This is a genomic window from Paraburkholderia gardini, from assembly GCF_907164545.1.
GTDB classification, from domain to species: Bacteria; Pseudomonadota; Gammaproteobacteria; order Burkholderiales; family Burkholderiaceae; genus Paraburkholderia; species Paraburkholderia gardini.
Window position 1 is genome coordinate 44,272 of the sequence record NZ_CAJQZB010000042.1, and the last position, 12,909, is coordinate 57,180.

Genomic DNA, 12,909 nt, shown 5'->3' on the forward strand with positions numbered 1-12,909 from the left:
CCAGCACCGAAAGGTGCGGCGGCTTTTTCATTTGCCGCATCGAACGCTCAGGGCTGGAACGTTACCGTCTCGCCCGCCTGCTGCGTCGCGTAGTCCGACAGCGCGGAGAAAAATTCAGTGCCGTTGCGCGTATCGCGCCACGCGTTGTCGGTGAAGCGGAAATGGAATCCGCCCGCTTTCGCGGCGATCCAGATTTCGCGCATCGGCGGCTGAAGATTCACGATGATCTTCGTCTTGTTCTCGAATTCGAGCGTCAAAACATTGCCGCTTCGTTCGAATTCGATATCGGCATCGGTGTCGTCGATGGCGCGCTCCACAGCGGCCAGAACGGCCTCCGCGCGGGTCAGGTATTCACTGTCGGACATGCTAAACTCCAGCGATTAATCATTCAGGGACAGTCATGCGAGTCGCATTCAGGATGAGCGCGGCGGCGCCCCGCGCGATTGTAGCGGCTTTAGCCATTTTCGCAGGCGCGGTACTCGGCGGATGCGGCCAGCGCGGCGCGCTCTACTTGCCTACAGTACCGCCATTGCCGGCAAAACCCAACGAGCAGACGCAACCGCCGTCACCCGACGAAGTCCGTCCTGACGCAGAAACCGCTTCGAGCGACATGTCGGCGTCGAAGGGTGTGGCCGGCACCGTACCTGATACCTCGGGGACTCCGCTTTCGCTGTCGCCGGATAGCGAGCTTCGCACGGCACCCGGTACGGGTTCGTCGCCAGCAAAAGCGCTTCCGGCTTCCGGCACCTCTTCCGATCAATAAGACTCTCGCATGACTTCATCCGCATTTGCCTACGTCGATGGCGTACTCCACGCCGAGGGCGTCTCCGTCGTTTCGCTCGCCGAGCAGTTCGGCACGCCGCTTTACGTCTATTCCCGCGCCGCGCTCACCGGAACGTGGAACGCGTATGCCAGCGCATGCACCGGACGCCGCGCGAAGGTTCACGTCGCGGTGAAAGCGAACAGCAATCTCGCCGTGCTCAACGTATTCGCACGCCTCGGCGCGGGCTTCGACATCGTGTCCGGCGGCGAACTCGCCCGCGTGCTCGCGGCGGGTGGCAAGGCTGCGAACGTGGTGTTTTCGGGCGTCGGCAAAAGCGCCGCCGAAATGCGCGAAGCACTCACGGCCGGCGTGAAATGCTTCAACGTCGAATCGATTCCTGAACTCGATCGCCTCAACGAGGTAGCCGGGTCGATGGGTAAAAAGGCGCCCGTGTCGCTGCGCGTGAACCCGGACGTCGACGCGAAAACACATCCGTACATATCCACCGGTCTCAAGTCGAACAAATTCGGCGTGGCATTCGAAGACGCGCGCGCCACGTATCGCGCCGCCGCGGCGATGCCGAACCTCGAGGTGGTCGGCATCGACTGCCACATCGGCTCACAGATCGCCGAAATCGCACCGTATCTCGACGCAATCGACAAGCTTCTCGACCTCGTCGAGCAGATCGAATCGGACGGCATGACGATCCGTCACGTCGATGTGGGCGGCGGCCTCGGCATCGTCTACGACGACGAAACGCCGCCGGATATCGGCGACTTCGTGCGCACGCTGCTCGATCGCATCGAGCAACGCGGTCATGGTCATCGCGAAGTGTATTTCGAACCCGGCCGCTCGCTGGTCGGCAACGCGGGCGTGCTGCTCACGCGCATCGAATTCCTGAAGCCGGGCGCGGAAAAGAACTTCGCGATCGTCGATGCGGCGATGAACGATCTGGCACGTCCGGCGATGTACGAAGCGTTCCACCGGATCGAAGCCGCCGTACAGCGCGACGGCCAGCCGGTTCAGGTGTACGACGTCGTCGGCCCGGTCTGCGAAAGCGGCGACTGGCTCGGCCGCGACCGGCAACTTGCCGTCGAACCCGGCGATCTGCTAGTGATCCGCTCCGCCGGCGCCTACGGCTTTGCGATGAGTTCGAACTACAACACACGTCCTCGCGCGGCCGAAGTGATGGTCGACGGCGACAAGGTGCACGTCGCGCGTGCCCGTGAGGAAGTGACAGCGCTCTTCGCGGGCGAGTCGCTGCTGCAGGACTGATCGCGTCCGCGCGTCTGCATCTATCTGTCGTCCATAAAAAAATCGATACCTTGGCGGACATCGATTTTTTTTCGTTCACGCCATTCATTTAGCGGCGTCGTGGGACTTCCTGTTTTGTGAACCGCTCCCGCAGCCACACGAAGAGGCGCCAGCCGAGCAGCGCGATCACGATTGCGCCGTAAATCTTCGGCAGCAGCAGGTCGTGCTTGCCCGCCTTCATCCACCAGAAATGCAGGATCGCGAGCGCGGCAATCGCATAGATCGCGCGATGCAGTGTCTGCCAGCGACGTCCGAGCTTGCGCACCATCGCTTTCGGCGACGTGACCGCCAGTGGAATCAGCAGCACGAACGCAGCAAAACCGACAGTGATAAACGGTCGCTTGCCGATGTCCTTCAGGATCTCCGCGACGTCGAACCACTTGTCGAACCAGATGTAGGTCGTGAAATGCAGTGCACCGTAGAAAAACGCATAGAGGCCGAGCATGCGCCGAAAGCGCAGCAGTGCGTTCATACCCGTCAGCCGGCGCAGCGGCGTCACGGCCAGCGTGATGCACAGAAACACGAGCGTCCACAGGCCCGTCGAGCGTGTGATGAACTCGATCGGATTGGCGCCCAGCCGGTCCGTGAACCCGAAGAGCACGATCCGCGCAAGCGGATACCACGCCGCGATAAAAACAGCGATCTTCGCGGGCACGATCCAGCGATTTCCCGCCGCGACAGCCGGCCTGCGCGTCGCGCCCGAAGCCGAAGAAGCCGGAACCGGGGCGCGGCTGCGTCGCGTCGGGGAATCGGGTGAAATACCCTGCATGTCGGAAGCCATGTCGTCGATGCTCAGAAGTTCTTCCTGAGGTCCATGCCCTGATACAGCGACGCAACCTGGTCGCCGTAACCGTTGAACATCAGCGTCTTGCGCTTCGGCTGGAAGAAGCCGTCTTCACCGATACGCCGCTCGGTCGCCTGGCTCCAGCGCGGATGGTCGACGTTCGGATTCACGTTCGAATAGAAACCGTATTCCTTTGGCGCGTACGTGTTCCAGCTGGTCTTCGGTTGCGTGTCGACGAAACGGATCTTCACCAGCGACTTCGCGCTCTTGAAACCGTACTTCCACGGCACGATGACGCGCACCGGCGCGCCGTTCTGATTGGGCAGCACTTCACCGTAGACGCCCATCGTCAGAAGCGTCAGCGGATTCATCGCTTCGTCCATGCGCAGCCCTTCGGAATACGGCCAGTCGAGGATCGGCGTCGACAGGCCCGGCATCTGCGACGGATCAGCCAGCGAAACGAACTCCACGTATTTCGCGTTCCCGGTCGGCTGCGCGCGCCTGATCAGCTCGGCGAGCGGCACGCCGATCCACGGAATCACCATCGACCAGCCCTCGACGCAGCGCAGCCGGTACACGCGCTCTTCGAGCGGCGCGAGCTTCAGCAGTTCGTCGATATCGTAGACCTTCGCGTTCTTCACCTCGCCTTCCACGCTCACACGCCACGGACGTGGCCGCAACGTTCCCGCGTTGCGCGCAGGATCGCTCTTGTCGGTGCCGAATTCGTAGAAATTGTTGTACGTCGTGATGTCCTTGAACGGCGTGACCTTGTCGGGCACGACGAACTTTGCGTTCGTCATGACCTTGAGCTTCTGCGCCTTGCTGTCGGGCGCTGCGAATGCCGCCAGCGCTTCGCCGCTGACGCCGATCAGGCCGCCCATCGCAGCCACTCCAGCCGCCTGCAACACGCGCCGCCGGTTCTCGAATATCCGGCGCGGCGTGATTTCACTGCGCGGGATGTCGTCACCGCTGAGCTGAATTCTGTCGCTTCGCTTGATCCACATGTGCTGCTCCTCAATGGCCGTGCGGGCCACGTTCCTGATCGTTCGACCTGGCCTGCATATGCACTACTCAGACAAACAGTCCGGGTTCGCGAAAATTCCGTATCGCCATAAAAAAACCGCCGGTGCGGAGCATCCAGCGGTTATTCAGTCGGCAGAAATCCGGAAATCTTACAGCTTTCCGTAACTATGCAGTCCGGACAGGAACATGTTCACGCCGAGGAAGGCGAACGTCGTAACCAGCAGGCCCGTCAGCGCCCACCAGGCTGCGATCGCACCCCGCAGCCCCTTCATCAGGCGCATATGCAGCCAGGCAGCGTAGTTCAGCCAGACGATCAGCGCCCAGGTTTCCTTCGGGTCCCAGCTCCAGTAGCCGCCCCACGCCTGCGCGGCCCACAGCGCGCCGAGGATCGTGGCGATCGTGAAGAACGCGAAGCCGACGGCAATCGACTTGTACATCAGGTCGTCGAGCACTTCGAGCGGCGGCAGACGGTCAGCCAGCACGCCGCGCTCTTTCGCCAGATACGCGACGCCAACCATCGCGGACAGCGCAAAGCTGCCGTAGCCGATGAAATTCGCCGGCACGTGAATCTTCATCCACCAGCTTTGCAGCGCCGGCACGAGCGGCTGGATCTGCTGCGCATCGCGCGCGATCGAATACCACATCAGAAAGCCGACGGCCGCGCTGATCACGAGCAGCACGAACGCACCGAGCGCGCGCGTGTTGTAGTGCTTTTCGTAATACAGATAGAAGAGCGCCGTGATCAGGCTGAACAGCACGAACACTTCGTACAGGTTCGAGATGGGAATATGGCCGACATCCGCGCCGATCAGATACGACTCGTACCACCGCACCATCAGTCCCACGAAGCCCATCAGGACAGCGGCCCAGGTCATCTTCGAGCCGATCGCGGCGCCTGTCGGCGAGCGCGACAAAAGGCCAATCCAGTAGAACAGGGTGGCGAGCACGAAGAGCGCGCTCATCCACAGGATGGCCGACTGGCTCGACAGGAAATACTTGAGGAGGAACGCACTGTCGGCACGGGTCAGGTCGCCGTGATAGAGCTGGATCGAGAACAGCGACAGCACGGCAATAGCCGCGATCAGCAGCCGCGCCGGCTTCCAGCGCCAGCCGAGGACGACGAAAACCGGCACCGCGCATACCAGCACCAGTTTGTCGTAGTAGTTCATGAACGGGTGATAGCGCGACAGCGCGAACCCCGCGCCCGCGACCATCGCCAGCGCAAACAGCCAGTCTACGGCGCCGAGGCGCTTCAGGAACGGTCGCTCGTCGAAGAGCGCGGCGTCGAACGCTGGATTGGCGGGCGCATGCTTGCGCGAGGAGGAGGGGGAAACCTGAGACAAGTCCATGATCTTACCGGGTCGAATCCTGTGAGCCTGCCGACTTGCGCGCGCCGGAAGAGCCGGCGGCGTCGGATGCATCGGTGGGTTTGACGCCCAGCACGGCGCCGACTGAGTCGCGCGTCTGGGCAAATTCCTTCTCGAAATCGAGAGTTTTGCGGGCGCTCGACATTGCCATCACGACATTCACGCCGTGCTCAGTATCTTTGAGCCAGAACCACAGGCGCCGTTCACGGACGTAGAACATCGAGAAGATGCCCAATACGAGGAGCAGGCTGCCAAGATACACGACTTTTTTGCCGGGCGCGCGCGCGAGCTGGAATACTGAAGCCTGGATCTGCTTGAACGAATCAAGCTGCAGATAGACCGGCGATCCGTACAGAAAGCTGTCCGAAAGCGCATTGATCGCGCTTTGTACGAAACGGCTGTTGTTCGCATCGGCCTTGACGTCGGCTTCGCCGGCCTGTTCGCGGGAAAGTTGCCACACGTCCCACATCGAGCCTTCCAGCATGCGCAACAGCAGCCCCGCGGCCTTTTCCTGCTCGCCCTTCGGCACGGAATGATCGATAAAGCCGGCGATCGCCTGGAAGCCACCGATCACCTGTCCGTTCGGCGCCTTGCCGTTCGCGTCGTCCGCACCCGAAAAGAGGGTCAGGACGCGCGATGCGCTTTCTTCAAGATGCTGCTGCAGTTCCTGATTCGAGCCGGGCACCGAACGCAGCGCGAAGCGATGCGCGGCTTCGGAACGGATGGCCGGGTTTTCGAGCGCCGCGCGCAGGTTCATCCACTCCTTGACCGTGCCGCCGGCGTCGGCGGGAATGCGCAGGTAGCGGAACGGATCGTCAGGATTCAGACGCATGCCGGCGAGGAACATGCGCTCGCCGTTTACGTCGACGGGCAGCATGTAGTTGTTGTACTCGCGCGCCTGACCGTCCTTGCCACGCACCTTGTACTGGACCGACGGGCCGACGTTATGCAGATTGACCGGCTTCGACGTCTTCGCGCCAGAACCGAGACGCTCGTCGAACGCTTCCTTGAGCGAGCGGTGCGCGGCGACGCCGCGCGCATCTGTCGCACCGTTGCCGTTCGATGTGTTTTCGACGTTGATCGCGCGGAAATCTGTAAATTCGATCGTTTCGCCATCCGCCCCCGGAATCGACGCCGTGAGTGGTGCCGTGCCCCCAATCGGTCCGCCGAACGGCGTGGTCTTCGTGGTATCGCCGGTCATCGGGAACGCGGTCATCTGCATCTGCGAGCCGCCGTCCTGGAAGCTCGACTGGAAGATCGACACGCCATCGTATTCAAACGGTTTGTTCACCTCGACCCGCGCCGGCACCCGTGCGCCCGTCTTGTGGTCGATCACGACGATATCGCTCGCGAAGAGCTTCGGCATGCCGGTCGAGTAGTAATCGACGATGAACTTCTTCAGCTCGATCGAGAACGGCAGATCCTGAATGAGCGAGCCGTCTGGCTGGTTCAGGATCGCCGTCGACACATGCTGGCCTTCCGGCACCCACGCATAACCGCGGAACGTCGGATTCGACTGCGAGAGCCGATGCTCTTCTGGAATGTCGTTGATGACGGTATTGCTGCGGATCGGCGTCTTGTCGAAGAGCCACATCTGCAGCTTGATCGGCAGATTGCTGTCGAGCAGTCCGCCGATACAGATCACGACAATGGCAACGTGCGCGGAGATGTAGCCGAGCTTCGTCATCGCACCGCGCTTGGCTGCGATCAGCGTCGCGCCTTCGGTCTCGCGCACAACGAATTTGTAGCCGAGCTTGCCGGACAGTTTCGCGAGCAGCGCGGCGGTCTGCGCGCGCGTGCCATGCACGGCGAATTCGCCCTTGTGATGGAACGCCCGCAGGCTGCCTTCGCGGACCTTGTCCTTCCAGCTCTTCATGTCGGCGATCATCTTCGGCGCGTTGCGGATCACGCACAGCGAGATCGATACGATCAGAAAGCCGAGGATCAGCATGAACCACCACGCGCTGTACACGGTGTACAGACTCAGCGAGCGGAAGATGTCTGCCCAGAACGGGCCGAACTGGTTGACGTAATTGGGATACGGATCGTCCTGCGTGAGGACCGTACCGATGATGCTCGCGATCGACAGAACGACGAGCAGTGCGATCGCAAAGCGCATCGAACTCAGCAACTCGACCGCACGACGCGTCGCGCGCTGACCCGACTTCAACTCCAGACCCGATGTGGTAACGCTCATTCATACTCCGACTGAACAGCAAAAAAGGGTGAAGGGCGATCGCCACGAGACGATGCCCCCACCCTTTTCTTGTTTTTCACCGGCCTCGACGGGCCGGTTGTACCTGCAAGCGGGCCGCTTGTTAATGCAGACCCGCGATGTAATCCGCTACTGCCTTGATCTCGCTATCCGACAAACGGTTCGCGATGGTGTGCATCGCCTCGTTGTTGTTGCGAGCGCCAGGCCCCTGCGTGAACGCGGTCAGCTGCGCCACGATGTAATCCGCCCACTGCCCCGACAGACGTGGATACTGCGACGGAATGCCCTGGCCTGTAGGACCGTGGCAGCTCGCGCACGCCGGAATGCCCTTGTCGGCAATTCCACCGCGATAGATCTTCTGCCCGAGCGGAACCGTGTTCTTGTTATGCGCGTAGCCGGGCTTTGGCACCTGCGTCGCGAAATACGCGGCTACGTTGATCATGTCCTGATCGGACAGCGCGGCAGCCATGCCCGCCATGATCGCATTGTTACGCGCCGGCTGCTTTGCACCGGGCTGCGTCTTGAAATCCTTGAGCTGCTTGACGAGGTACTCGGGGTGTTGACCAGCCAGCTTCGGATATGCGCCGCCAGCACTATTGCCGTCCGCACCGTGGCACGAAGCGCAAACCTGCGCTGCAATTGCCTGCCCCCGATTCACGTCCGGCTTTGCCGGATCCGCTGCTCTTGCCTCGACCACCCAACCTGAAAGACCTGCCGCAACTTGAAGCACCATCAGAGACTTGAACAGTCGATTCATTCGCACACCCTGTTTCGTCTTGTGGGAATTAGAGGTTCTGCAAAATACGACGGTGATGCTTTTACTGCGATTCTTTACTGTCGAGGCCATTGCCTGTAAGGCACGCTCCTTGCCTCGCCGGTCTTCAGTAAACCGCCGTATTGTACAATAACTCGCTAATCGCGAAGACGCCAGTCGGGCTTGTCCCGTCCCCACTCCGGGCTACCGGGCGTCTCACATCCTGGTTCCCCCATGTCCTTCCTGCTACACCAAGCCCGTTTTTTCACGACAGTGAATCACCTGCGTGATCTGCCGGCCACGTCTCAACCCGAAGTCGCCTTTGCCGGGCGCTCCAATGCAGGGAAGTCGACCGCGATCAACCTGCTGTGCAACCAGAAGCGGCTGGCCTTCGCCAGCAAGACACCCGGGCGCACGCAGCATATCAACTACTTCTCCGTGGGCCCCGCTGACGAGCCCGTCGCGCATCTCGTCGACCTGCCGGGCTACGGCTACGCCGAAGTGCCGGGCGCCGCGAAGGCCCACTGGGAAGCGCTGCTGTCGTCGTACCTGCAGTCGCGCGCGCAGCTGCGCGGCATGATCCTGATGATGGATTCGCGCCGTCCGCTCACCGATCTGGATCGTCGGATGATCGAATGGTTTGCGCCCACCGGCAAGCCGATCCACACGCTGCTCACGAAGTGCGACAAATTGACGCGCCAGGAAAGCGTCAACGCCTTGCGTTCGACTCAGAAAGGGCTCGCCGAGTACCGTGCAGCGGGTTACCAGGGTGAATTGACCGTGCAACTTTTTTCGGCGCTCAAGCGCGTCGGGTTGGATGAAGCACACGTACTGCTCGAAAGCTGGCTGATTCCAGCCGCGAGCGAAGGCGAAGCCCCGGCGGCGTAAGCCGTACCGTATTGGCCCGCCCACGTTTCGGCCGCCCATAAAAAAACCCGCCGCTAGAGACGGCGGGTCAAACAGCCTAATCGAAAAACGACAGGCACCCGCTCAGGGAGGAGAAGCGGGGAGGTCAGCGCATGGCGCCTTGCTCGATCGGTATGATATACCATTGTCTCAAAAAGGTTTGGCAACGCCGTGGGCAGGCATTTTTCGATATTCTCCACGCACGATACTGACATGAGCTTCTATCCGCATCACCGTCCGCGCCGCATGCGCCGTGACGACTTTTCGCGCCGTCTGATGCGCGAAAACATTCTCACCACCAATGATCTGATCTACCCGGTTTTCGTCGTCGAAGGCACAAACGTGCGGCAAGCCGTAGCGTCTATGCCTGGCGTCGAGCGTGTTTCGGTGGATTTGCTGATGGGCGTCGCCGAGCAGTGTGTCGAGCTCGGCGTGCCTGTGATCTCGCTGTTCCCGGCGATCGAACCCTCGTTGATGACGCCCGACGGGCGCGAGGCGACGAACGCAGCCGGGCTGATTCCGCGCGCGATCCGCGAACTGAAGAAGCGTTTCCCCGATCTTGGCGTGCTGGCCGACGTCGCGCTCGATCCGTACACGAGCCACGGGCAGGACGGCGTGCTCGACGAAACGGGTTACGTGATCAACGACCAGACGGTCGAAATCCTGCTGGAGCAGGCCCGCGCGCAGGCCGAGGCGGGTGTCGACATCGTCGCGCCGTCGGACATGATGGACGGCCGGATCGGCGCGATCCGCGAAATGCTCGAGAGCGAGGATCACATCCATACGCGGATCATGGCGTACGCAGCGAAGTTCGCTTCGGCGTTCTACGGCCCGTTCCGCGATGCCGTCGGTTCGGCGACGAACCTCGGCAAGAGCAACAAGATGCAGTATCAGATGGACCCGGCGAATTCCGACGAAGCCCTGCGCGAAGTGCGCATGGACATCGAGGAAGGCGCGGACATGGTGATGGTGAAGCCTGGGATGCCGTATCTCGACATCGTGCGTCGCGTGAAAGACGAGTTCCGGTTTCCGACATACGTGTATCAGGTGAGCGGCGAGTACGCGATGCTGAAGGCGGCGGCGCAAAACGGCTGGCTCGATCACGACAAGGCGATGATGGAATCGCTGCTGGCGTTCAGACGCGCCGGTGCAGATGGCGTGCTGACGTACTTCGCGCTCGATGCGGCGCGGATCTTGAGGTCGCAGAAGTAGGCGGTTTCAGCTGCACTGGAGCGGCCTTCATGTATGTAAAAAGCGCTTCGCGGCTGCGAAGCGCTTTTTTTTAGCCTTTCAGCCTGGATGACGGGTGCCGGCGGTTATGGATGTAGCGCGGTTGCATCGGCGACACGCCTCGCTAATCTTGCCGACGCACGCGCCCGCGTCCCCGCGTCGCATGGATTCGCTACGACTTCGCTGCCGCGGCACGCTCCAGACTGCGCAGGAACACGTCCGCCGACTCATAGCCGACGACTCGCAGCACTTCGTTACCACCTTGATCGAAGAAGATGATCCCGGGCGGGCCGAACAGCTTGAAGCGCTTGAGCAGCGTCTGGTCGTCGGGATTGTTGGCAGTCACGTCGGCGCGCAGCAGATTGAGCTGCTGTAGCCTCGCATGGACGCGCGGGTCGCTGAACGTGAACTTCTCCATCTCCTTGCAACTGACACACCAATCGGCATAGAAATCGAGCATCGCGGGCTGGGCAGCGGTTTTGACTGCCTGATCCAGCTGCTCCGATGACCGTACAGGTGCGAATGCCAACTGGCCTGCGGCGGCACCCGCAACCGGTGCGCCGCCGCGCGCTGCAAGCACCGCGAGCGGACGCAACGGATCGGTCGATCCGGCTGCGAGCCCCACCAGCAAGACGGCAGCCCAGATTGTCAACGCCGCGCCCACGCCGCGGCCAAGCCGACGCCACACCGAATTGCCACCCGCAGCCGGCGTGAACAGCCCCAGCGCAGCTGCGGCGATCAACAACCAGAGCGCACCCAGCAACATCTGTATGCTGGCGTCGAGCACCGGCCAGACGATCCATAAGGCGGCCGCCAGCAATACGACCCCGAAAAACACCTTCACGCCATCCATCCACACGCCCGCGCGAGGCAGCAGTGTTCCGGCGCCAAGACCGATGATCAGCAGCGGCACGCCGAGGCCGATTCCCATCGAAAACAGCGCGGCGCCACCCAGCAGCGCGTTGCCCGTGTGCGCGATAAACGCGAGAACGGCGAAGAGCGGTGCCGTCATGCACGCGCCCACCACCAGTGCGGACAGCGCACCCATGCCTGCCACGGCGGCGAATTTGCCACCGGAAGGGCCTTGCGAAACACGTGTGGCGCCGTTCTGCCAGCGCTGCGGCAACGCGATATCGAAACCGGCGATCAACGTCAGGGCGAAGACAGCCAGCAGGACGCCAAATGCGCCGAGCACCCACGGGTTCTGAAGCCACGCGCCGAGGCCCTGCCCGACGAGCGCCGCAGCGATGCCCAGCGCGGTATAGACGAGCGCCATACCGACCACATACGCCAGCGACAGCGAGAATCCGCGCGCCCGCGTCACCCGCGCGCCCTCACCAATGATGATCGCCGACAGAATCGGGATCATCGGATACGAACACGGCAACAGGCTCAACACGACGCCCGCAACAAAATACAGGCCGACGATCGCGAAAAAGCCGCCGCCCTGAAGCAGTGACGCTGCGTAGTCGGCGCTGGTCGCCCGCTCGTACCACGACGTCTCACTGCCCTGGACCTGCTGCGAAGGCTGGGAGGCCCCCGCCCCCGCCGTAGCGGCTCCCGCCGTACCACCTGTGCCCGCCGCCTGCAGGGCCGCACCTTTCACGTGATAGACGCGCTCCATTGGCGGATAGCAGATGCCGGCGTCGGCACATCCCTGCGACGTCACCGCAATGTCGAACCCGCTTGCCGCTGACTTCACGGGAACGCGGATCGTCAAATCGCCCCGATACGTTTCGACGTTCTTCTGGAATGTCTCATCGAACTTGACGTGGCCCGCGGGGTAAACAGGTTCGCCGAGACTGGCTGTACCGTTGCGGGTCGAGAACGCAAAGCGCTCGCGGTACATGTAGTAACCATCGGCGACCTTGTAGTGCACGTCGACTTCGCCGGGCTGTTCGGTGGCGCTGAATTTGAAGGCCACGTCGGGATCGAGGAAATCGTCCGCGGCGACAGCCGGCCGTCCAAATGCCACGACGAACAGCAATAGCAACGACATGGCGACGGCGCGCAACGGACCGCGCGCGAGTCGGTTGGAACAGTTAAACATGTAGAGTGCGTTGAGTTTCAGCATTGACCCATTGACCGTAAGCCGCCGATGCAGTGACTTGCCACGAAAGGATTTCGGGGATGTCGTACGGATGATGAGTTTGAATGTATTGCTCGAGTTCCAGCGCCCTCGCGACGCTCGTCTTGAAGAGCAACTGGATCTCTTCGGCAGATTCGATCGAGTTCTGCCAGTGGTAGCTGGAGCGCACCGCGCCAAGTTGCGTCACGCACGCGGCGAGGCGCGCGTTCAGCACGCCCGACGCGAGTTTATCCGCCGATTCCGCGTCGGGCGCCGTCGTCAGCATCAAGGTCACGATTGCGCTCACAGCGTGCTCCAACAGGCAGGTGTCTCGATCGCGCTATCGTATCACCGCGACCCATAACCTCGCTGAACGCGCCCAACGCGGCATTCGGTCGCACAAATCGGCATAGGGGACGGCCATGAGGCCGTACCCCTGCCACACCACCCGGCATGCGGGTCCGCACCGGGCGGTTCGGGAAGTT

The 12,909-nt window shown here is 62.0% G+C and carries 12 protein-coding genes; 4 read left to right on the forward strand and 8 right to left on the reverse strand.

From position 1 onward, the window contains the following. Nucleotides 1–47 precede the first annotated feature (47 nt). Complete coding sequence (cyaY, locus tag LPA37_RS23670; RefSeq protein WP_229013861.1) at nucleotides 48–365, reverse strand: iron donor protein CyaY; 318 nt, start codon at nucleotides 363–365, stop codon at nucleotides 48–50. A 35-nt stretch (nucleotides 366–400) separates the two neighbouring features. Between cyaY and lptM the strand changes: the two genes are divergently transcribed. Together lptM and lysA are read left to right on the forward strand one after the other, a co-directional pair. Continuing rightward, nucleotides 401–763, forward strand: coding sequence for an LPS translocon maturation chaperone LptM (gene lptM / locus LPA37_RS23675; protein ID WP_228980262.1), 363 nt, complete (start codon nucleotides 401–403; stop codon nucleotides 761–763). Between the two features lie 9 nt (nucleotides 764–772). Further along, complete coding sequence (gene lysA / locus LPA37_RS23680; RefSeq protein WP_229013862.1) at nucleotides 773–2,038, forward strand: diaminopimelate decarboxylase; 1,266 nt, start codon at nucleotides 773–775, stop codon at nucleotides 2,036–2,038. An 88-nt stretch (nucleotides 2,039–2,126) separates the two neighbouring features. Here the strand turns inward: lysA and msrQ are convergent, their stop codons facing one another. The 5 genes from msrQ to LPA37_RS23705 form a co-directional block, all read right to left on the reverse strand. Then, entirely contained in the window at nucleotides 2,127–2,858 is a 732-nt protein-coding gene (gene msrQ, locus LPA37_RS23685) for a protein-methionine-sulfoxide reductase heme-binding subunit MsrQ (protein ID WP_228980257.1), read from the reverse strand. Between the two features lie 11 nt (nucleotides 2,859–2,869). Then, the gene (gene msrP / locus LPA37_RS23690) at nucleotides 2,870–3,865 is read right to left on the reverse strand and encodes a protein-methionine-sulfoxide reductase catalytic subunit MsrP (protein ID WP_228980255.1); all 996 of its coding nucleotides are present in this window, start codon (nucleotides 3,863–3,865) and stop codon (nucleotides 2,870–2,872) included. A 168-nt stretch (nucleotides 3,866–4,033) separates the two neighbouring features. Next, nucleotides 4,034–5,233 carry a c-type cytochrome biogenesis protein CcsB gene (gene ccsB, locus LPA37_RS23695; RefSeq protein ID WP_228980253.1) on the reverse strand — a complete coding sequence of 400 codons (1,200 nt, stop codon included), beginning with the start codon at nucleotides 5,231–5,233 and terminating at the stop codon, nucleotides 4,034–4,036. A 4-nt stretch (nucleotides 5,234–5,237) separates the two neighbouring features. Continuing rightward, nucleotides 5,238–7,448, reverse strand: coding sequence for a cytochrome c biogenesis protein ResB (locus LPA37_RS23700; protein ID WP_229013863.1), 2,211 nt, complete (start codon nucleotides 7,446–7,448; stop codon nucleotides 5,238–5,240). A 121-nt stretch (nucleotides 7,449–7,569) separates the two neighbouring features. Beyond that, on the reverse strand, nucleotides 7,570–8,223 hold the full coding sequence (locus LPA37_RS23705; RefSeq protein ID WP_228980249.1) for a c-type cytochrome: 654 nt from the start codon (nucleotides 8,221–8,223) through the stop codon (nucleotides 7,570–7,572). A 231-nt stretch (nucleotides 8,224–8,454) separates the two neighbouring features. Between LPA37_RS23705 and yihA the strand changes: the two genes are divergently transcribed. Both yihA and hemB read left to right on the forward strand, forming a co-directional pair. Continuing rightward, complete coding sequence (gene yihA, locus LPA37_RS23710) at nucleotides 8,455–9,108, forward strand: ribosome biogenesis GTP-binding protein YihA/YsxC (RefSeq protein WP_228980247.1); 654 nt, start codon at nucleotides 8,455–8,457, stop codon at nucleotides 9,106–9,108. A 231-nt stretch (nucleotides 9,109–9,339) separates the two neighbouring features. Further along, the gene (gene hemB / locus LPA37_RS23715; RefSeq protein ID WP_229013864.1) at nucleotides 9,340–10,338 is read left to right on the forward strand and encodes a porphobilinogen synthase; all 999 of its coding nucleotides are present in this window, start codon (nucleotides 9,340–9,342) and stop codon (nucleotides 10,336–10,338) included. A gap of 190 nt (nucleotides 10,339–10,528) precedes the next feature. Here hemB and dsbD read toward each other — a convergent pair whose 3' ends face one another. After that, nucleotides 10,529–12,406 carry a protein-disulfide reductase DsbD gene (gene dsbD / locus LPA37_RS23720; protein ID WP_229013865.1) on the reverse strand — a complete coding sequence of 626 codons (1,878 nt, stop codon included), beginning with the start codon at nucleotides 12,404–12,406 and terminating at the stop codon, nucleotides 10,529–10,531. Beyond that, a complete protein-coding gene (gene cutA, locus LPA37_RS23725) occupies nucleotides 12,399–12,710 on the reverse strand; it encodes a divalent-cation tolerance protein CutA (protein WP_228980498.1) in 312 nt (103 codons plus the stop codon). The genes dsbD and cutA overlap by 8 nt, the downstream gene beginning before the upstream one ends. Between the last annotated feature and the right edge of the window lie 199 nt (nucleotides 12,711–12,909).